The following is a 21,092-nucleotide window of genomic DNA, read 5'->3' as shown; positions in this document are numbered from 1 at the left end:
GGAGAATTATTGTTTAATTAGTTTTTGCTTATAGGTTGATTTATTATTGAAAATTGTAATTATATAACTTCCGGGTGCCAGGTGACTGGCATGAATCCGGGCCTGAGTGAGTTTCTTTTTTTCTATGATAGTGCCTCCGGTTCCAATGATTGAATATGAGAAGCCTTTGCTTAAATCAATTCCTTTTATAAAAATATCAGATGTAACCGGGTTAGGATAAATCTGTACAGATAGCTCCGGCTGTTCAATGTCTGATGCTATTGCTGTGGATTTCATTGGAATGAAGCCTTGGATGAACTTGATATTACCATTTGATAACAGGTCAATAACCGGTTCACCAATGCTAATGGAGTAATTATAGTTCGATTTAAAAGTGAAACTGTTGGCCGATATAAGTTGTCTTTCCTGAGCACGGCATATACAACCAACTGTTAACAATATAAGAAGGGGAGCTATTCTCATTGTGTAAGGTTTTTTGATAAGCAAATCAAAGAAATAAAAAATAAAATGAATATCAAAATGACTCAAAAAACACAAGGTTACGGCACAGAATTTGCTTGTTGATCAGCGTAACTTTTAACACTAACATCTAACTCTGACATTATGAAGAAAGCTATTTCAAATAAGCTGTTTGCTTTTATGAAATCACCGGACGTTCCGCAGATCGTGTTGTTGTATCAATTGGTGATATTAATAATTGTAACCTTATTAATAATTTTCTAGCAAGGCCTTAACCAAAAAGCTCTGCCTCTGCATTTAAACTTTCCATTCATAGTTTCCTGAAAAAGCAGAGGCGGAGTTTTATAATACTCCATCAGACTGCATCCAGGATTGTACGAACTTTATATCGGCATAAGAATATTTGTGCTTTAAGTATTCTTTGATCTCTGATAAGGCTGTACCTTCACAATTCTTGATTCCCTGCTTTATTGCTTCCCTGCTTTCGTGATCAACAAAATCATTTAACGACAGTATATTCTCTTTAATGCAGCGGGCGATGTGTGATTCAATTGTTGTTTTAACCAGTCCACGTTCTTTGGCTATGGAAGCAATGTCGTGACCTTGTTTGTATAGGGCACATGTAACCAGGTAGGTTGCTACTTTTGGTGGTTTCGCTTCTTTATCTTTTACAGCTCTTTTTTTACGCTTTTCTTCTGGCTGTTTCTCCAGTTCTGGCTGATCAATGTCTTCCTTGTTAACGTCCAGGCCTTTTAAAGATGACTCTAACAGGGTTTTTGCTTTCAGAATATTATGCAGGAGGGAGTAGTATTGTGCAGCAAGGTCTTTCAATTCGTTTAGGTATGCTTTCACGCCTTTTAACTCACTCACATTTTCAATGTGGGCGATAATATTGGAGTGGATCTTCTTTATGGGAGGTTGAAAATAGCCAATGGCTTTATTGACTCTTTCAATCAGTGTGGTAACGTAGTTTTCATCTCCTGATGTGGCAATGCGATAAACCTGTGAGCGGAAGCTATTGGCTACGCTTTGCAATGGTTCGGTCTCCTTCAGTAATTCTTCAGCCCAGGATTTGTATTGTTGTTTTTTCGAACGTTTTTCGTCTTTTGTGTATCCTTTTAGATGTTGATGCAAAGACACAACAAGGTCATTGAAATCAAAAGCCTTGAGCACAAAATCGTTAAAGTACTTTTGTGACTCCTGCATAAGAATCGGCTCTAATTCCTCCTGCTTCATCTTCTGCTGCACAAAGCTTCTGAGTGATGCATCTGCTTCGATTCCCTGATGTGGAATTGGCGTTTTAAGAACCAGCCCATCCAGCGATGTCAGTCGGGAAAGTGCCACATAAATCTGACCCGAAGCAAAAGCTTTACCCACATCAATAATAGCCTTATCAAAGGTCAGTCCCTGACTTTTATGCACTGTAATGGCCCAGGCCAGTTTAATAGGATATTGAATAAACTCGCCTGCAACACTTTCTTCAACTTCATTGGTTTCTTTGTTCAGCGAGTACTTTTTATTTTCCCAGGTATAGGGTTCAACCACAACCTTTTCACTTCCATCACTAAAACTTACTTCTATTGTGTCATTGCTAATATGGCTGATGTTGCCAATTTTTCCATTAAAATAGCGTTGCTGACCTGAGAAATCGTTTTTAATAAACATTACCTGGGCACCTTTTTTAAACTGCATCACTTCATCCAACGGATATTGGTGCTCCTTAAAATCTCCTTTTACTTTGGAGTTATACGAATAAACCGGACCATCCAACTCCTGCAGACACTCCTTGTTTTTGCTGTCGGCAATAGCGTTGTGCGTGGTTAACTGAATGTAACCGTCGTTGTTCTGTTGATTGAAGTCGGGTTGGTAATAGTTGTTAAGCAGTTTAATGTCTTCGTTGCTTACCTGGTTATCTCTTAAGTTATTAAGTAAGTTAACAAAGCGTTGATCCGTCTGCCTGTATACCTTTTGTAATTCAATGTGTACCGGATGATGGTGTTGCAGCACCTGTGCATCAAAAAAGTAAGGGCTTTTATAGTAGCGGCTCAGGTAACTCCATTCCTCATATTTTGTGACAGGTGGTAATTGCAACATATCGCCAATAAACAATACCTGTAATCCACCAAAAGGAGTATTATGGTCGCGACGAACATGTCGGCATATCAAATCTATTGCATCCAGCAGGTCGGCCCGTAACATACTGACTTCGTCAATGACCAAAAGCTCCATGTTTCTGATAAGATTGCGTTTGGTAGTATGCATCTGGATGTTTTTGATCAGCGAACGTGGCGTATTAATATGAGCCAATGTTTGCATGCGATCAGGGTCAATGCCATTATTATCAGGGATAAATGCTCCAAATGGCAGTTGAAATAAGGAGTGAAGTGTAATACCGCCCGCATTGATTGCAGCAATGCCCGTAGGTGCGGCAACCACCATGTTTTTGTGCGTGTGGTCTTTAATACGATGCAACAGGGTGGTTTTTCCTGTTCCGGCTTTCCCGGTTAGAAATACGCTTTTATTGGTCGTGTTAATGTACCTGGAAACAAGAGATTGTAAAGAGTCGACCTGTGTGCTCATTTAAATAAGGTTAATGGTTGAAATAAATACGGGAAAATAACTAAGCCCGGAGAGGCAGGTTAATCACATTTACACTCACTGCAAAAATAAGCCAAATTTATCATTGACAAAATACTTATCTGAATTCACCAAAGAATAAAAGAAGTGAGTGGATGGAGCTAACAGAATAAGAGGGGACACTTCAACCATCAGGTTTTATTACCTTTGCAAAAAAAAACAGGATGAACATGGGCGGTTTGGATACATATAAGGCATTGAGAGATGAGATTGATTATTCGACAATTAAACTGTGGGATGAACACAAAGCGAATATGGCTTGCAAAAAGGGCTGTGATAAGTGTTGTCTGAATTTCGATGTGTTTCCTGTTGAGTTTGATTATATCAGACAAAAGATGGAAGAGTTGTATCCCGAAGTTTTAAAGCAGGATAAACCTGAGAAAACAGGGGAGAAGTGTTTCTTTTTGAAAGATCAGCAATGTACTATTTATGAAGCGCGCCCAATTATCTGCCGCACCCATGGTTATCCGCTATTGTATATGAATGAAGCAGGTGATCAATGGGAATTGTCACACTGTGAGCTCAACTTTACTCATGTTGATGAAGAATATTTCCATGAAGACAACTGCTATCCCCAGGATACTTTTAATAGTCGCTTGTTTATGCTGAATAAGGAATACATCAAAACAGCCCACCCGGGAAAAGGCGAATTTGACCTGATACCATTGGTGGACCTTTTAACGTAGCTTATCGCAATACGGCATAATACTTTCAGAATTATAGCCTGTCAATCGGTCTATAAGTAGAGCCTGGGGTATGTAAATTAATCAAAATCAACTTACTAAATATCTTTCTTTTTATGGTTATCTTTTTGTGTTGCTAATGATACGAATATAAGTGTCAGCAGTGCAAGGGTAAATGAGAATACAGCAGGATTGTCGAGCTGATGAATCGCATTTTCTGGATTTAATCCATAACGACTCCACATCATTGGAGAGGTAAGAATCAGGCCTATTGCTGCCACAATGCCAACCACGATGGATGAAGCAATACCTTTTGCTGTAGTCTTTTTCCAGAATAACAGCATGAGGATGGACGGTAAATTGGCTGAAGCAGCCACTGCAAAAGCCCATCCCACTAAAAAGGAAACGTTCATTCCTTTGAAAGCGATACCAAGTATTATGGCAATGATACCAACCACAAAGGCCGATATTTTGCCTGCCAGTACTTTATTTGTTTCACTCAGGTTCTTTTTCATGTATATGTCAATGATATCATGAGCGATGGCACCTGTTGAAGCGATAATTAAACCACTGACGGTTCCTAAAATGGTGGCGAAAGCAATGGCAGAAATAATTGAAAACAGCCCCACACCAAAGGCTTTAGCTAATAATGGAGCCGACATGTTACTACTTTCCATATCCAGTACTCCATTGATGGCAGCACCTAAGCCCATAAACATCGTTAATATGTAAAAGGCACCAATGGAGGCAATGGCAACGATGGTTGATTTCCGGGCGTCGCGCTGGCTGGGCACTGTATAGTAACGGATCAGAATATGGGGAAGGGCAGAGGTGCCCAGGAACAGGGCGATCATTAATGATATAAAATTCAGTTTTGATATGGGTGTGGCATCTTTACCAATTTTAAATCTTAAGCCTGGTTTCATCATGTCACTCCCTGCTGTTATATTTTGGTACCAAACAGTTACTTTATCATTTCCATCGTTAAACTTTAACCGGGTGAAGCGCACGATTTCACTTTCCCCAATGGTTGAAAGAAATTTAAAGGGACCCAGAGGTCCGGTCTGTTCCACCTCTTTACCGTCAACAAGTATCTTACTCATATGGCCCACCTGGTAAAACTTTGCATTTTCAGCGGGTTCACCATTATACAGTTTAAGCCCATTATGAATATTTGTAGTTGAAAGCATCTCTTGCAAAAGAAACGTATCTCCGTTTTTTACAAGCTTGAACCAGCGATTAACACCATCTTTCTGTAGCTTCACCAATGTATGATCTTTAACGTTTTGTTGCTTAACTACACCATAGTCTGCAGCATCAATCACCATATCACCTTGCATGCCCGGGGAAATGGAGATAAAACGATGGTATTCCTGGTGCTCAGTTTCGGGGTGTAACTTAAGGCCATTGTTGAAAATGTACACTGATAAAACGGTTGAGAAAATGATCAGCAAAGCTCCTTTGATAAACTGCACATAAGTAGTCGAGGTCATTCCGGCAGTAGCCACAATGAAAATAACAATGGCCCCTACAATAATAACTCCCCAATGATGTTCCAGTCCCAATAATGGTTTAACCAAAGCTCCTGCACCAACCATTTGGGGGATGAGGTAAAACATGGACACAATTAATGTGCTGATAGCGGCTGTCAGTTGGATGGCTTTAGAGTCAAAACGGGCATCCAATGCGTCGGTAAAGGTGTATTTGCCCAGTCGCTTGAGAGGTTCGGCAACTAAAAATAAAGCAACGATCCATCCGGCCAGGTAACCGATTGAATACAGGAAACCATCATAGCCTGAAAAGGCGATCATTCCACATATTCCCAGAAATGAGGCAGCTGAAAGGTAGTCTCCGGCAAAGGCAATGCCATTAACACCCCAGTGTATGGTACCACCGGCTGCGAAAAAGCCCGAAGCCGATTTTGTTTTACTGGCAAAGTAAAAGGACAATGCCAGCACAACCATCACAAAAAGAACAAATATGATGATTGCCGTAATTGAAGGCGTATAGATCATGGTTGTTCCTCCTTGTTCATTTTGTTTTCGTAATTAGTGCATATGGCATTGTAAATCAGGCCAAGAATGATTGCAAAGATGATCAGGCCAAAACCATACACAACAGCCAGGTTCTGACCCGCGAAAATGATTTCGCCCATCAACTCATAATTGACTACTCCGATAACTACAAAGCCTGCGTATACAACTGAATACACAATGAACAGGATTACTCCCAGCTTTGATTTCTTTTTTGATGCATGATCGATGCCAAGTTTGGCAGCAGGTCCGTGTTCCATAATGACTGAGTTTTAAAGTTTGTATTGGATGTGATGCCATCTCATAAACATGGGATGGTGATATATTGTACCAAATGTATTCTTGACTGATCAATAATGAACCGGAGCTACTATAAGCATTGCAGAGGGTTAGAGCCATACAGAGCTTAGGAAGCTTATTTTACTGTTGTGTCATAAACGGTAAATGTAAAACTGTTAAACGAATGTAATTATCAGAAAGGGAGGAGGATAGGCTAGTAAAAAGTTATGAAAGAAAGATTAGAATTGAAATAGGAAGGACAAGATTATTTTTTCCTGTTTTCGAAACACCACTGCCAGTGTTTTTCATTGACCGGATAATTGCGGCATATTTCAGCGCGCGCCTCATAAACACCGCATGAATAGTTGCCATTGTGGCTGTTTAAAAAAATGCAATCGCCATTTTCTTTGCTTTTCAGAAAATAGCCATCTGCATAACTTGGGCCTTTGGGTTCTGTAAAATCTGTTCTGTTTAGTTTTGTGAAGTTTTCCAGTCTGGTAATTTCTTTGTCATTAAGCTCCACAAAGGGAAAATTTTGGCAGCAGATTCCACATTTCTGACAAGTGATAGATGAGATTATTCTTTCCATAAAGCAATTTTTACCTATATGATACACCGATTAATTGCGAATGGAAAATGGCATTGCAATAATTTAAAAAGTATCCCATCCTGGATAAAGATACGTCAGTTTATCTTAGCGTGGAATAGTAAAATAAAATGTGGTTCCTTTTCTTTCTTCCGATTCCACCCAAATGCGACCATTGTGTTTGTTAATAAACTTGAGGCAAAGGTTTAATCCCAAGCCTGTTCCTTGTTCTTTATGCACGCCCTTGCTGGTATAAATTTCATCCTCCTTAAACAAGGATTTTTTTATCTCTTCATTCATACCTATTCCTGAGTCTTTGACACAAAACAGAGTATGTTGCTCCTTTTCTTCTGCATGAATAGAAATGGAGCCACCTGCTGTGGTAAACTTAAGGGCATTTGATACCAGGTTTCGAAGCACTGTTTTAAGCATGTTTTCATCGGCCATGACAGTCAATTCTGGCTGGCAATTGATCATAATCTGCACGTCATCTTTTGTGGCTGATTCGCGCAATAGGAAATAAACCTGGTTGCACACATCTTCAACATGTATGCGTGCAGGCTGGTATTTCATTTCTCCCTTTTCACTTCGCGCCCAAAACAGAAGGTTCTCCAGCAGGTTATAGGTTTCGGCTGTTGATGATTTTAAGGTTGTAAGGTATCGGTGCATTTCATCACGGCTAATGCTTTCAAGACGTATTAAGAGCATTTCAATGAAGGAAACCAATGTGCCTACAGGTCCTCTCAAATCATGCCCGATTATTGAAAGGAGCTGGTTTTTTGCTTCATTGGATTGCTTGAGTATTTTATTTTGCCTGTTAATGATTAGCTGATTCCTAATGGCCCAGACAAAAAGTATCATAAATACGATAAAGGCTCCAAGGAATATATAAGTGAGTTTCTTCTGGCCACTGATTTCTACTTCCAGAATAGCTCTGTCTCTCTGTAGCGTTTGCTCAAACTGCTCGGTTATCAGGTTGGTTTGGTAGGCCAGTTTAAGCTTTTCCAATTCATAGGTATTGGTCTGATGCTGAAGTGTGTCGTTGTATAAATTGGATTGATTCAGGTAAAAAAAGGCTTCCTTGTAATTGGACTGTGCCTTATATATCGCTGATAATTCCTCATTAATAAGTTTTAATAAACGTATGTCCGAATTCTGTAATGCCTTGGTTAATGCCCTGTTAAGAACCTCCTTAGCTGCTTTGAACTGTTTGGTTTTTTTATAATTCTGACCCATTACCACCAGGCACTCTATTTCGTTGCTGATCGTGCCCAGTTCGTTAAAACTTTTCATCGCCCGCTTTAGCTCCCTGATGCTATTGTCATATTCACCTATTGATTGATAGATAATAGCATAATTGAAATGAACATTGGCCAGTCCAGCCAAATGATTAATAGAATCGGAGATGGCTTCAGCTTTTTGATAATAGTGAACCGCTTTCTCATATTCTTGCTGATGAATGTATAAGCTCCCGATATTTAAAAGAGCAGTCGTGTAGTTTTTTAACTGCCCGCTTTCTAGATATAAGCCTGAACTTTGATGGTAATGTTCCAGTGCTTCTGTCGCATTACCTGTTTTTTCATAGACCATTCCGATGTTATTAATGGTCGAGGCCATTCCCGAAGTATCCTTATTACTTTTGTGAATCTCTATTGATCTAAGGAAGTTTTCAAGGCTTTTGTCAAGGGCATTTTGATTGTAATAGGCAATACCAATATTGTTGAATAAAATGGCGCTGTCGCTCCTGTTCAATAAACCCTTCAGCAAAATGCTTTCACCTGTTGATGCAGCCATGTCATTAAGGTTGAGTTTTAAAAACACATTAACGGATTCGAGCATAATATCACGTTCCCGACTTATGTTCTCATATTGATAACACAGCATTAATCCTTGCGACAACTGTTCAAGCGCCTCCTGGTATTGATGGTTACGTCTCAAAATACGTGCCTTGGCATAATGCATCTCAATATAACCCTGCGGGTAGCCTGTTTCATTGGAAAAATTAACAATAGAATCTAAATAGTTGTAGCGGGTTTCATATGAACATGAATCCTGAAAAGAGTAATTAAATAAACGATTTAGTTCTGATGAATCGGCATAGGAGAGCTGCTGGCAGGCAGCATTCAAGCCATTGGCAGCACAGTAAACTAACAAGAGAAGGATCTTCCAACTTATACCTTTACGAAACAATAATTTCATAGCAAAATGAAAAATAGTTAATGCTTAAGGGTATGAGTTGGTGTAATGTTTTGGTGTTTACAAAGTAACATAAACTAATGATATATACAGATGATTTATAGCACTAATCTTTCAGGTCAAAAGTAAATGCAATGTGATAAATTATATTTATGTATCAGCAACGTGCACTTTATTATTAACTTTAGAAACAATTCATTAATCCTAAACAATATGCATAAACACACACTGCTGATCGTCTCATTAGTATTGACTATCGTTTTTTTTAATGCTTGCAAAAATAAAAAGCAGCAATCCACACAAGAAGTAGCTTTCAACAGCAAAGTCACAGCTTTTACTTCAGGAATTATTTCCAATGAAACCAGTATTAAGGTTCAGTTTTCTGAAAAGATTGCCGGTGTCATTCCAGGACAGGATGCCGATAAAGATCTGTTATCCATTTCTCCTTCTGTCACAGGTCAACTGGAATGGTATGATAGCCATACGCTTGAGTTTATTCCGGATGAGCGTATGCCATCAGGCACTCAATATAAGGTAGAAGTAGATTTAGTGGAACTGTTTTCCGGTGAAAAGGAACCCTTTAATTTCGGATTTAGTACGATTGAGCAAAATTACCGTGTACAGTCCTTGGGTCTTGAACCCGATGCCTCTGATGATTTAAAAGAAAATACATACAGGGGCCGCATTTCAATGGCCGATCATATTGATAACAGCAAAGTAGAAAGCCTGGTTAAGGCATCGCAGGATGGGAATGCTTTAGAAATAGAGTGGGAACATCAAAGCAGTGAAAAACAACATGCCTTTGCTATAAAGGGTATCAGGCGAAGTGAGAAAAGCAGTACCTTACTTATTGAATACAATGGTTCGGCAGTAGGCGTGGAAAAGTCAGACCGGGATGAGCTCGAAGTACCTTCTTTAACTGATTTTAAGGTTACCGATGTACGTGTGGTAATGCAACCCGAACAATACGTTTTGGTCATATTCTCCGACCCCCTGGATGAGCGCCAGAATATGAATGGTTTGATCAATATCAGCGGAGCATCGCGCTTGCGCTATGTTATTGATCGTAACCGTGTAATGGTTTACCCTTCCTTTCGCTTAACTGGCACCCGTCAGGTAAGCGTTTCAGAGGGGATAAAAAACATATTGGGCTACACCCACCAGGCAGAAGAGTCCTATGATATGGTATTCGAAACGCCAAAGCCTGAAGTGCAATTGATTGGCAAAGGTACCATCCTGCCCAACTCCAATGGATTAACTTTTCCTTTTAAGGCTGTTAGTGTCAAAAGTGTGCAGGTACGCATTATTAAAATATTTGAGGGTAATGTGGGCGGATTTTTGCAGGTCAATAACATGGACGGGCAGTATCAGTTGCGTCGCGCAGGTCGCCTCATATTCAAGAAAAACATACGACTGGATAATGATCGTTCATTGGATCTGACACAATGGAATAGTTTCTCATTGAACCTGTCTGATCTGATAACTCCTGAAAAAGGAGCAATTTACAGGGTGGAGTTAAAAATACGTAAGAAGGACAGCTTGTACCCATGTGCTGATAACAATAAGGAAGAAACAGTTGATGAAGAGGAAGGAATTACCGAATCAGATATAGCTTACTGGGATCAGCCTGCTGAATACTACAGCTCATACTGGGATGGTTACCAGGGATATTATGATTGGCGTGAGCGCGAAAATCCTTGTGCTGACATGTACTATCGCAATAAAATGGTGAGTCGCAATATTCTGGCATCAGATATAGGTATAATAGCCAAGCAGGGAACAGACAAAGAGGTGGTTGTGGCCATCACTGATATTCGCAATACACAGCCATTGAGCAGCGTTGAAGTAGAAATCTTCAATTATCAGATGCAGCCTGTCGGCAAAACGCGCACTGATGCGAATGGATTGGCACGAATACCTGTATCGCAAAAACCATTCTTGTTAATTGCAAAAAATGACGATCAACGTGGTTATTTACGATTGGATGATGGTAATTCTTTATCATTGAGTCGTTTTGATGTCAGTGGCCAGCTTGTGCAAAAGGGCATGAAAGGCTTTATTTATGGTGAACGCGGTGTGTGGCGTCCTGGCGATACCCTGTTTGTATCGTTTATGCTCGAAAATAAAGGAGAGGCTTTGCCAAAGGAGCATCCTGTTGTATTTGAATGGCTTAGTCCAAGGGGGCAAACGATAAACAGGCAGGTGCAGTCGTTGAATGATGACAATATTTATGTGTTTAAAACGCAAACAGCACATGACGCACCAACTGGCATGTGGCGTGCCCGCATAAAAGTAGGAGGTAGTACTTTTGAAAAAGGCATGAGGGTGGAAACCATTAAGCCCAACCGATTAAAGATCAATCTCGATTTTAACACTGATTTACTATTGCCAGGAGAGGCAACACAAAGCACAATGACTGTTAACTGGCTGCATGGTGCTGTTGCACGCAATCTTAAAGCCGATGTAACAGTAACGCTCAACCAGGGTAAAACACAATTTAAAAAGTACGGTGATTTTTACTTTGATGATCCGTCGCGTCGATTTGAGTCAGATGAAAGAACTATTTTTGAAGGGCGACTTGATGATGAAGGGCAGGCTCTCGTTGATGCAACGATGGATGTGCAGGAAGCCGCCCCTGGATTTCTTAAAGCCTCTTTTGTAACGCGTGTTTTTGAGGAAAGTGGAGATTTTAGTATTGACCGTTTCACTGTACCATATGCTCCTTATCCCGTTTTCGTAGGTGTTAAGGCTCCAAAAGGAGATAAACGTGGGATGTTGTTAACCGATACAACACACACCGTACAGGTTGTTTCGCTGACACCAGAGGGTGAACCCATGTCTGTGCGAAACCTGTCATACTATATCTATAAAGTCAGTTGGCGCTGGTGGTGGGAATCATCCGCCGATGACCTGGCCAGTTATGTTGGTACACGCCATCAAAATCTTATTGCCAGCGGCAAGGTGCATACAAGCAATGGCGAAGGACAGTTTGATTTTAAGGTCAAATACCCCGAGTGGGGACGTTACCTGATCAGGGTGGTTGATGAAAAGAATGGACATGCCTGCGGACAAACGGTTTATGTCGATTGGCCGGGATGGGCAGGAAATAGCAGGGGAAATGATCCTGGTTCAGCAAGTATGCTGGCATTTAGTGCTGATAAAGAAAAATATAAGGTCGGTGAGCAGGCTACCATTAGTTTCCCGGCTTCTGGTCAGGGACGTGTATTGGTGAGTATAGAGAATGGAAATAAGGTCCTTAAAAGCTGGTGGGTACAGCCTGTTAAGGGAGAAAATCAGTTTAGCTTCGAGGTTACGCCCGATATGACCCCCAATGCCTATGTGCATTTGACCTTGCTTCAGTCTCACGCGCAAACTGTTAATAATTTACCAATACGTATGTATGGGGTTATTCCTTTGATGGCTGAAGATCCGGAAACACATCTTTACCCTGAGATCCGGATGCCATCTGAATTACGTCCGGAAAAAGAAGTGAGCATCAAAGTGAGTGAACGCGATGGTCGACCTATGACATATACTCTGGCCATTGTTGAAGATGGTTTGCTGGACCTGACGCGTTTTAAAACACCTGTGCCATGGAATCACTTTTATGCACGCGAAGCATTGGGTGTTAAAACCTGGGATATGTATGATGAGGTTATTGGTGCTTACGGAGGCAAAATAGAGCAGATCTTCAGTATTGGTGGTGATGGAGAAGCAGGTGGTAAGAAAGGCGGTAAAAAGGCCAATCGCTTTAAGCCGATGGTGAAATTCTTCGGACCATTTAAGCTTGATAAAGGAGATACAGAAACACATACCTTTAAGATGCCACGTTACGTAGGTTCTGTTCGCACAATGGTAGTGGCTTCTTCCGACAATGCTTATGGCGAGGCTGAAGAAACAACACCTGTACGCAATCCTTTGATGGTGTTGGCAACTTTGCCGCGTGTATTAGGACCCAATGAAACAGTCGATCTGCCTGTTACTGTTTTTGCAATGAAAGAAGGCGTCAAAAATGTGAAAGTCAAGGTAGAAAGTAATGAGCTGATTAGCATCCAGGGTGCGGCGGAACAGCATCTGAGTTTCAATCAAACCGGCGAGCAGATAGCTACTTTTAAACTTAAGGTTAATCCTATAATGGGCATTGGCAAAGTTAAAGTGCTGGCTACATCGGGAGGTGAAGAAGCCCTTGATGAGATTGAAATAGAGGTGCGAAATCCTAATCCGCCAATTACAACAGTTCAAAGTATTACCATTGATGCCGGAACCAGTCAAACAATAACATACCACTTGCCTGGTATGGCAGGAACAAATAAAGCGACGTTTGAGGTGTCTGCTCTTCCTCCATTTGATTTCGGACGCCGCCTTAAATATTTATTGCGTTATCCTCATGGATGTGTGGAACAAACGACTTCGGCCGCTTTCCCTCAGTTGTACTTGTCTGATGTGATTGAAAACGGAGAAGTAACAGCCGCTAAAGCGACTGAAAACGTGAAGGCGGCCATTAATCGCCTGGCTGGATTTATTCAAAACGATGGGGGACTGGGATATTGGCCGGGTTCTTACGAATCATCGGATTGGGGCACTACCTACGCTGGTCATTTTATGTTGGAGGCCGAAAGAAAAGGATATAATCTGCCTGTTGGGTTTAAAAATAAATGGATAAAATACCAGAAGAGAAAAGCACGGCAATGGCGCCGAAACAGCACCTATCGTGGCCGTGACCTTGCACAGGCCTATCGTTTATACACCCTGGCCCTTGCAGGCGAACCTGAGTTAAGCGCAATGAACCGCATGCGCAATCAAAGTGGACTATCCAATCAAAGTGCCTGGCGACTGGCAGCTGCTTACGCATTAGCCGGGCATGCTCAGGTAGCCAATGAGCTCATTAATACAACAACAATGAGTGTTGTTAACCAACGAGATAATAGTTACACCTATGGTTCTGAGGAACGTGATTTAGCGATGATTCTTGAAACATTGGTACTAATGAACAAGAAGAATGAGGCAGGAGAATTACTTCAGAAACTCTCAGAATCACTATCAGGGCAACGCTGGATGAGCACTCAGACTACAGCTTATTGTTTGTTGGCTGTTTCGAAATTTATCGGAGATTCAGGAGTAAACAAAGAATTTAAGTTTGAATGGGAGGCCAATGGACAAAGCAAGAAAGTAAGTTCACAACTGGCCTTATATCAGCAACAATTAGGTACAGAAGATATCAAGGGATCAGTGACTATTAAAAACACCTCGGGAGGCATGCTTTTTGCGCGCGTGATCATGGATGGTATTCCGGCCGAAGATGATAAGACCGTTAAAGCCTCTAATCTGCAGTTAAATGTTGAATATCAGTCATTGAATGGAAAACGACTCGATGTAAGTCAGTTGGAACAAGGAACTGATTTTATGGCGATCGTAACTGTAAAGAACCCAGGAAATTTTGGCAACGTCGAGAACCTGGCACTGACACAAATTTTCCCTTCAGGGTGGGAGATACGTAATACACGCATGGAAGATATTGAATCAGCACACGAATTGAATGTGCCTGATTACCGTGATTACAGAGATGACCGTGTCTACTCATATTTTGACCTTCAAAGAGGAAAGCATAAAAAGTTTGTGGTATTGTTAAATGCCAGTTATATCGGAAGATATTATATGCCGGCAACAAGCTGTGAAGCGATGTATAACAGCTCCGTGTCAGCCCGACAACCCGGGCAATGGGTAAATGTTGTTAAGACTGGCGAATAAGGTATTTAGTAGAATTCTGATAAAGCCCTTTAAGTGTTATGCTTGAAGGGCTTTTTTTTGTGACTAATGATGATTAAGGTATTAAGCGGATTGATAAGTTAGTTGCTATCGTTTAAATTATAGTTTAGAAGTTTAAAAGTTTAGGGGTTTACAGGTTTATCAGTGTAAAGTAGTTGATCAGGTATCAGACTAAGTGTTGCCCCAAATCATGGTGTCAAAGCCTTAACTTAATACCATTAACCGCACGGGTCATCACCTGTGGTTACCATGTTCATATAAATTAGCACGACCTGGTACACAAGCATACCATGTCATGGTAATGACTTCTAATGCCGGCTGTAATGAGTTTAAAAGTTGATTAGTCGGGCAGTTTATAGACCTCGATTCGTCATTTACACAATTGGATAGATTGACATTTATCCAAATTAACAATTCCTCATCTTAAAAACGCTCACTTGCGTTTATTTACTATTAGTCATCGATTTCTGTCCATTTATCACAGTTTTTATTTCATTCATCAACAGAATTGAACCATTTATCGTTCTGTTGCAGATAACTATTATTTTTAAATGCAAATAGAACATTACCATGGGTTTAATAAGCGGACTTCTTGGACATGCGGGTGAAATATCCATAGAGAAACTGACAGAGGAGTTTCAGCCTGTTTTGGTGGAAGGAGAACACCTTCAAAAGGCCTTTAAGGTGATTCGCGACATATGGGTATTTACCAATAAGCGTTTAATATTGGTGGACAAGCAAGGGGTAACCGGAAAAAAAGTGGACTACCAAAGTATACCCTATAAATCGATCACTCGTTTTAGCAAGGAAAGCACCGGTTTTTTAGATCTGGATGCGGAGCTGAAAATATGGTTAACAGGTAGTAATGATCCCATTGTAAAGGAATTCAGTAAGAAAACAAATATCAATGATGTATACCTTTTATTGAGTCAGCATATATTAGACTAATCAATCAAACCCTAAGATAACCAGCAATGTCAAAACGAAGAAAAGAAACAGAATACAGCTATGCCGATGATGCCAAACAACGTGTAATGATGGGTGCTATTATGGAGCGACTAAAAGATATAGCCTTGTTCATTGTTGTTACCATTGTATTGACGTGGCTGGTCCTTGGTGTTCTATAAAACTGCATGGGACTGCCAATTTTTATTGCATAGCATATTCTTACTTATACTGTTTTTGAATTTTCATCTTGAATATCTTTCATAAACCATAATTATACTAGCTTTGCCTGTAAATAGATTTTACTGATTTATGATAAGGCGTTTGATTTTAACAATACTCGATTGGTTTTACCCTCTTTTTAAGAAGTATTTGCCTCGTCAAACATATAATTATGCAGCCTGCGGTGGTGCAAATACAGCTTTTGATATTCTATTGTATTTTGTTACTTATAATTTTATACTCAAAAAGCAGATTGTTGATCTTGGCATTGTGGCTATAAGCCCACATATTGCAGCTTTTGCCTTTGTCTTTCCCATTACGTTTACCAGTGGATTTCTGCTTTCCAAGTACATCACCTTTACCGAATCAAACCTACGCGGCAGAATTCAACTGTTTCGATACGGTTTAACTGTTTTTGGAAGTATTGTGCTTAACTATTTATTGCTTAAGTTTTTTGTTGAGGTATGGGGTTTCTATCCGACCATTTCAAAAATAATGACAACCGTTGTGGTAGTTGGTTATAGCTATGTTTGTCAAAAGTACTTTACATTTAAAATTAAAATACATGAATCTGCTTAGGATTTATGTTTGTATTAAAAGTATATGTTTTAGTTTGTAAGGATATGCTAAATACGCTCTTTTGTATTAATTAACGATTTTTTTCTTCATATTACTAAACTTTCTTTTCCATCATGTGTTTTGATGGAAACGTTAGATTAACCATGGAGAACAATTTTAACTTACCACGTAACAATAAGAAAAGAGTCGTTATTATCGGTGCGGGTTTTGCCGGACTTAAACTGGCCCGTAAATTAAGTGCATCAGCCTACCAGGTTGTTGTTATTGACAAACAAAACTTTCACCAGTTTCAGCCTTTGTTTTACCAGGTGGCAGCGTCGGGTATTGAACCAAGTTCAATTTCATTTCCCGTACGTAAAATATTCCAGCTCCACAGCAATCTGCATTTCAGAACTACCGCACTAACCTCTGTTGATACACAAAATCAGATGATCACAACAGAAGCCGGTGAAATGCACTATGACTACCTGGTGCTGGCCAATGGTGTTAATACCAACTATTTCGGTTCGGCCAATCTGGAGAAGCACAGTCTTCCGATGAAAAGCACTGCAGAAGCTATAAACCTGCGCAACCGTATCTTGTCTTCCTTTGAAAAGGCCAATTTGACCGAAGATAAAACCGAGCACGCCAAGCTCATGTCAATTGTAATTGTTGGAGGCGGACCGACTGGTGTGGAACTGGCAGGCTCTATTGCCGAAATGAGGCGATTTGTGCTGCCTAAGGATTATCCCGAGCTGGACTTCGGTAAAATGAAAATAAGGCTGTATGAGGCCGCTCCAAGGCTCTTAAATGGTATGTCTGATAATGCGGGCGCCAAAGCCTTGAAGTTTTTAAAAAAGCTCGGCGTTGAGGTTTATCTCAATACGCGTATCGAAGATTATGATGGAGATAAAGTGAGCTTATCCGACGAAACGACTCTATATGCTAAAAACCTGATATGGACGGCTGGTGTTAGCGGGCGACAAACAAGTGGGATTGAGGAAGAACTATATACTCGTGGAAAACGATTGAGTGTCGACGAGTATAATCGTTTGAAAGGGCATGAAAATATCTTTGCTATCGGTGATGCCTGCCTGGTAGAAGGAGATCAACACTACCCCAACGGTCATCCACAGGTAGCTCAGGTGGCCATTCAACAGGCTAATAACCTGGCCCGCAATTTAAAAACATCACGTTCATGGAAACCTTTTAAATACATCGACAAGGGGAGCCTTGCTACAATAGGACGAAACATGGCTGTTGCCGATTTACCCGGTTTTCGCTTCTCAGGCGTTTTTGCCTGGTTTTTATGGTTATTCGTTCATTTGATGGCTATAGTGGGTGTCAAAAACCGCTTTTTTATTTTTGTGAATTGGGCACAAAGCTATTTTTCACGCGATCAGTCACTTCGTATCTTAATATCACCTTACAATAAAAAATAGGAAATCAGGAATACTGACTCACGGATGACTAAGACAGTCATTTTTAGTCATTCGATGAGTTCAAACATAAGTTAAGTTTACCCACTCAAAACGATGGTCTTGACAGTATGCAGGACTTTCCTGTAAGGACTAAGCCCGAATAATCAAGGGCTTTACCGGTGGTTACTGGTATCATATACACTCTGCCCTGAAAGGGTTGAATTTAAGAAGTATAGGATAGTCGTTAAGGTTGAAATACCTTACTTTAATTTTTTGTTGCAATAACCTGCACTTATCTCCGAGTTATCTTCCAGAGAGATGAAAACCTGGTATTTATCCATTTCGTAGCCTTCACTGCTGTTGTTGGCTTTAAAACTTAAGTCTTTAGCGTTGACACGGTAATAGTGTTCAATGGTTGTGATCAGGTCATGTAAGTTGTTGACTTTAATCGCACCCATTTCGGTTCCATGCGGGAAGCGAAATAGAATGGATTGAGATTCAGCCGCCAGATTTTCCCTGGTGTGCTGAATGCTATCGATCGTATTTCTGAGGTCAGATAAATGAGCGAGTCTGTCAGATTCAGCCTCTTGTTCTGTTTGTTTGTGTTCTTCAGTCTTTGAGTTGCCAGTTTCGGGCCAATTGGGTTCAGGGTCAATTGCCTCATACTTCAGGAATGAAAAGCTATTAAAAAGGTCAAGTATAAATTCCAGTTTTGAATCAGGAATTTCAATTTTAAAACGCGCCATATCGCCTTAATCTGTGTGTGATAAAAATTAAGAAGTGGCAAATATAAATAAAATAATCAACAGCTTTCAGGTTTTCGTATGAACTTGAAATAGAGCTTTTTAGCGTCCAAAGCTTGAGAGGTTGGTTGAGATGCTGAAATGGTTGGATGATCCTGCCAAATGGTAGCGGGCTGAGCCATAGGCAAAATGGAACTTATATACCCTGAAACCAAATCCCCATGAAAACCCTGTGGTTGACATTTTCTCACTGATACCTAATTCTTGTCTGCGACGGTGGTTGTAGCCTACTGCAACATAAAAATTGTCGGATGGAACGAGTTCAACGCCGAAGATCATATGGCGCATGATCTGATCCAGGCTGTTTCCATCGTTTCCTGCGTCCGTTACATCATCTCCATTACCATCCTGTACATCGTATTTCATGTTCCAGTCAAACAGGTCTTGTGCGGTCAATGATAGTCGGAAAGGGGCATGAGCCAGTTTTTTGCTGATACCTATTTGTAAATCTGTGGGTAACGACTCGTATGTGTCATTATAAGTTGATAATTGTGATCCTATATTTTTTAGGGTGACGCCTGCAGAAAATAATTTGTTTTCAGAGTGATAAAGTACGCCCAGATCGGCAGCTAAACCAAATGAGTTATACTGTTCCAGGTTTGAAATGATTGGTTTTACCGAAATACCTGCTCTTAGCTTTGGCGAAAGCATTTTGGAGTAACTCAGGTTGATGGCGTATTCGGCGGCCGAAAAAGTTCCGTTTAAGGTACCATCCACGTCCGCGCGGTCAAAGCTACCGTAATTGATGGCGTGAATGCTTACCCCGAATGTTCCTGTACCTTCAACAGTATGTGCGTAACCGGCATAAGTCATCTTGATATCTGCCACATAAGGAACATAATTGAACGTTAGTGAATGATGAAGTTCAGGTGAGAGATTAGCCGGATTATGAAATACCAGGCTCACATCATTGATGTGCATACCAACCTGATTGCCACCAAGTGCACCAACCCTTGCTGAATTAGTCAGGTTAAGAAAGTCATAGGTATTGCTACCTGCTTGCTGTGCCTCGGTTCTTTGACCAATGCTCAGTAGTGAAAATATGGTGACTAATATGACTGCTATTCCTTTCATCGTACTAATAAACGGCTAAATTATCATTTTAGTGTTGCGTAGGTGTCATTTATCAAATATGGGCTTTAATCCTTCGACAACATCAAAAGCTGCCGGACAGATAAACGTATTTTTATAGGTAAGGGTGGTTATCTGGTAAAACCGTTTACGGTCGGTATGTGGATATTCCCGACATGCTTTGGGGCGCGATTCATACACCATGCAATAATTGTCAGGCATCAGAAAAGGGCAGGGCGTTTCTCTGAACACGTAATCACCATCATCATCCAGTAAAAGATACTGCTCAATTACCTCCTTTGGTTTCAGTCGTAAATGATTAGCCAGTCGATCAATGTCACGATCCATAACTATGGGGCTGATACTCTTACAGCAATTGGCACAGCTCAGACAATCGGTATATTCAAACACTTCTTCATGCAGGGCTTGCACCGTTTCATCCAATGTTTTAGGGCGTTTCTTTTTTAATTTGCTTAAAAACTGCTTGTTTTCCTTCGCCTTGTTACGTGCTTCCTGGTCCAGCTTCTTCGGGTCAAACTCCACGGCTTCCTACTTTTATTTGTGACACAAAAACACCGCTGATTACGATGCTAATTCCAATCAACATTTGAAGTGTCAGCACTTCATCCAGCACCCACCAGGCAATTACTGCTGTAAATACAGGTATCATATTTACAAACACATTGGCTTTTGTAATTCCAATAATGCGCATGCCATAGGTAAAGAAGATAAAGGCCAGGGAAGAGGCAAATACAGCAAGCAGTATGACAGCCATTACCGCCTCTGTCTTTATATCAATATCACTAAGTTTAGGATAGTCATAAGTGAGAAACAATGGCAGAAAAAAGAAGATACCAACCATATTCTGGTAGGTAATAATACTTACCGAATTATAGCCTTTGGGAATTTTTTTCAATACCACAGAATACCCAAGGGCGGCTATAACGGCTAAGAAAACCAATAAGATTCCTTTTAAGGGGGCTGTTAATGAAAAGTCTTCTTTAAAGATAATAAGGAGTACTCCGGCAAAAGACACAAATATCCCAAGTATGTTGGCCCAGCTGATGCGACTTTTAAAGAACAATTTATCAGTAATGGGGGCAAACAACGGAATGGTTGATACTATGACAGCACCAACAGTTGATGATACCAGCTCCAATCCAAAGCTTTCGCCCATAAAATAGAGGAAGGGTTCAAAAAAAGCCAGCAATAAAAACCATTTGAAATCTTGCTTCCGCATAGGCTTGAGCTGCTTCAGAAGCTTAAGAATAATATACAATAAGCCGGCGCTTATAACCAGGCGGCCCAATACAATGGTTAAGGGATCAAACGATAAGAAAGCCTGCTTTATCCAAACGAAGGAAAATGCCCAGCAAATCATTGACAGTACCATACTGCCCAGTACTTTAAAACGCTCTGACATAGCACTTAAT

General features: G+C 40.5%; 16 protein-coding genes. 6 read left to right on the top strand and 10 right to left on the bottom strand.

The features are described from left to right. Positions 1-6: 6 nt before the first annotated feature. Complete coding sequence (locus tag ACRD69_RS20205; RefSeq protein WP_430816953.1) at positions 7-462, bottom strand: T9SS type A sorting domain-containing protein; 456 nt, start codon at positions 460-462, stop codon at positions 7-9. 339 nt (positions 463-801) lie between these two features. Beyond that, a complete protein-coding gene (locus ACRD69_RS20200) occupies positions 802-3,039 on the bottom strand; it encodes a helix-turn-helix domain-containing protein (protein ID WP_430816952.1) in 2,238 nt (745 codons plus the stop codon). 227 nt (positions 3,040-3,266) lie between these two features. Here ACRD69_RS20200 and ACRD69_RS20195 point away from each other — a divergent pair, with 227 nt between their 5' ends. Continuing rightward, on the top strand, positions 3,267-3,782 hold the full coding sequence (locus tag ACRD69_RS20195) for a YkgJ family cysteine cluster protein (protein ID WP_430816951.1): 516 nt from the start codon (positions 3,267-3,269) through the stop codon (positions 3,780-3,782). A gap of 95 nt (positions 3,783-3,877) precedes the next feature. Here the strand turns inward: ACRD69_RS20195 and ACRD69_RS20190 are convergent, their stop codons facing one another. From ACRD69_RS20190 to ACRD69_RS20175, 4 genes are all read right to left on the bottom strand, one after another. Next, the gene (locus ACRD69_RS20190) at positions 3,878-5,794 is read right to left on the bottom strand and encodes a solute symporter family protein (RefSeq protein WP_430816950.1); all 1,917 of its coding nucleotides are present in this window, start codon (positions 5,792-5,794) and stop codon (positions 3,878-3,880) included. Continuing rightward, on the bottom strand, positions 5,791-6,072 hold the full coding sequence (locus ACRD69_RS20185) for a DUF485 domain-containing protein (RefSeq protein WP_430816949.1): 282 nt from the start codon (positions 6,070-6,072) through the stop codon (positions 5,791-5,793). The genes ACRD69_RS20190 and ACRD69_RS20185 overlap by 4 nt, the downstream gene beginning before the upstream one ends. 284 nt (positions 6,073-6,356) lie before the next feature. Then, positions 6,357-6,680: a YkgJ family cysteine cluster protein gene (locus ACRD69_RS20180; protein WP_430816948.1), complete on the bottom strand. Its 324-nt coding sequence runs from the start codon at positions 6,678-6,680 to the stop codon at positions 6,357-6,359. Positions 6,681-6,785: 105 nt separating this feature from the next. Continuing rightward, the gene (locus tag ACRD69_RS20175; protein ID WP_430816947.1) at positions 6,786-8,876 is read right to left on the bottom strand and encodes an ATP-binding protein; all 2,091 of its coding nucleotides are present in this window, start codon (positions 8,874-8,876) and stop codon (positions 6,786-6,788) included. A gap of 210 nt (positions 8,877-9,086) precedes the next feature. Here ACRD69_RS20175 and ACRD69_RS20170 point away from each other — a divergent pair, with 210 nt between their 5' ends. The 5 genes from ACRD69_RS20170 to ACRD69_RS20150 all read left to right on the top strand — a co-directional run bounded on the left by ACRD69_RS20170 (position 9,087) and on the right by ACRD69_RS20150 (position 17,806). After that, a complete protein-coding gene (locus ACRD69_RS20170; RefSeq protein ID WP_430816946.1) occupies positions 9,087-14,621 on the top strand; it encodes an alpha-2-macroglobulin family protein in 5,535 nt (1,844 codons plus the stop codon). A gap of 588 nt (positions 14,622-15,209) precedes the next feature. Further along, complete coding sequence (locus ACRD69_RS20165) at positions 15,210-15,587, top strand: PH domain-containing protein (RefSeq protein WP_430816945.1); 378 nt, start codon at positions 15,210-15,212, stop codon at positions 15,585-15,587. Between the two features lie 26 nt (positions 15,588-15,613). Further along, positions 15,614-15,766: a hypothetical protein gene (locus tag ACRD69_RS20160; RefSeq protein WP_430816944.1), complete on the top strand. Its 153-nt coding sequence runs from the start codon at positions 15,614-15,616 to the stop codon at positions 15,764-15,766. Between the two features lie 142 nt (positions 15,767-15,908). Further along, positions 15,909-16,385 (top strand): GtrA family protein, encoded by a 477-nt coding sequence (locus ACRD69_RS20155; RefSeq protein WP_430816943.1) that lies wholly within the window; start codon positions 15,909-15,911, stop codon positions 16,383-16,385. Positions 16,386-16,528: 143 nt separating this feature from the next. Then, complete coding sequence (locus ACRD69_RS20150; RefSeq protein ID WP_430816942.1) at positions 16,529-17,806, top strand: NAD(P)/FAD-dependent oxidoreductase; 1,278 nt, start codon at positions 16,529-16,531, stop codon at positions 17,804-17,806. 239 nt (positions 17,807-18,045) lie between these two features. Here the strand turns inward: ACRD69_RS20150 and ACRD69_RS20145 are convergent, their stop codons facing one another. The 4 genes from ACRD69_RS20145 to ACRD69_RS20130 form a co-directional block, all read right to left on the bottom strand. Continuing rightward, a complete protein-coding gene (locus ACRD69_RS20145; protein WP_430816941.1) occupies positions 18,046-18,531 on the bottom strand; it encodes a hypothetical protein in 486 nt (161 codons plus the stop codon). 99 nt (positions 18,532-18,630) lie between these two features. Further along, positions 18,631-19,662 (bottom strand): type IX secretion system protein PorQ, encoded by a 1,032-nt coding sequence (porQ, locus tag ACRD69_RS20140; protein ID WP_430816940.1) that lies wholly within the window; start codon positions 19,660-19,662, stop codon positions 18,631-18,633. Between the two features lie 45 nt (positions 19,663-19,707). After that, a complete protein-coding gene (locus ACRD69_RS20135) occupies positions 19,708-20,202 on the bottom strand; it encodes a YkgJ family cysteine cluster protein (RefSeq protein WP_430816939.1) in 495 nt (164 codons plus the stop codon). Beyond that, positions 20,192-21,082, bottom strand: coding sequence for a DMT family transporter (locus tag ACRD69_RS20130; protein ID WP_430816938.1), 891 nt, complete (start codon positions 21,080-21,082; stop codon positions 20,192-20,194). Before ACRD69_RS20130 ends, ACRD69_RS20135 begins: the two co-directional genes overlap by 11 nt. Positions 21,083-21,092: the final 10 nt, after the last annotated feature.

This window comes from Carboxylicivirga agarovorans (genome assembly GCF_050589845.1).
Lineage (GTDB): Bacteria > Bacteroidota > Bacteroidia > Bacteroidales > Marinilabiliaceae > Carboxylicivirga > Carboxylicivirga agarovorans.
The sequence above is the reverse complement of the archived record's forward strand: the minus strand, read 5'-3'. Positions and strand labels throughout refer to the sequence as shown.

Bases quoted from the DNA above. Each gene is read 5' to 3' on its own strand.
- ACRD69_RS20205 (WP_430816953.1), bottom strand. From the start codon at position 462: ATGAGAATAGCTCCCCTTCTTATATTGTTAACAGTTGGTTGTATATGC.
- ACRD69_RS20200 (WP_430816952.1), bottom strand. From the start codon at position 3,039: ATGAGCACACAGGTCGACTCTTTACAATCTCTTGTTTCCAGGTACATT.
- ACRD69_RS20195 (WP_430816951.1), top strand. From the start codon at position 3,267: ATGGGCGGTTTGGATACATATAAGGCATTGAGAGATGAGATTGATTAT.
- ACRD69_RS20190 (WP_430816950.1), bottom strand. From the start codon at position 5,794: ATGATCTATACGCCTTCAATTACGGCAATCATCATATTTGTTCTTTTT.
- ACRD69_RS20185 (WP_430816949.1), bottom strand. From the start codon at position 6,072: ATGGAACACGGACCTGCTGCCAAACTTGGCATCGATCATGCATCAAAA.
- ACRD69_RS20180 (WP_430816948.1), bottom strand. From the start codon at position 6,680: ATGGAAAGAATAATCTCATCTATCACTTGTCAGAAATGTGGAATCTGC.
- ACRD69_RS20175 (WP_430816947.1), bottom strand. From the start codon at position 8,876: ATGAAATTATTGTTTCGTAAAGGTATAAGTTGGAAGATCCTTCTCTTG.
- ACRD69_RS20170 (WP_430816946.1), top strand. From the start codon at position 9,087: ATGCATAAACACACACTGCTGATCGTCTCATTAGTATTGACTATCGTT.
- ACRD69_RS20165 (WP_430816945.1), top strand. From the start codon at position 15,210: ATGGGTTTAATAAGCGGACTTCTTGGACATGCGGGTGAAATATCCATA.
- ACRD69_RS20160 (WP_430816944.1), top strand. From the start codon at position 15,614: ATGTCAAAACGAAGAAAAGAAACAGAATACAGCTATGCCGATGATGCC.
- ACRD69_RS20150 (WP_430816942.1), top strand. From the start codon at position 16,529: ATGGAGAACAATTTTAACTTACCACGTAACAATAAGAAAAGAGTCGTT.
- ACRD69_RS20145 (WP_430816941.1), bottom strand. From the start codon at position 18,531: ATGGCGCGTTTTAAAATTGAAATTCCTGATTCAAAACTGGAATTTATA.
- porQ (WP_430816940.1), bottom strand. From the start codon at position 19,662: ATGAAAGGAATAGCAGTCATATTAGTCACCATATTTTCACTACTGAGC.
- ACRD69_RS20130 (WP_430816938.1), bottom strand. From the start codon at position 21,082: ATGTCAGAGCGTTTTAAAGTACTGGGCAGTATGGTACTGTCAATGATT.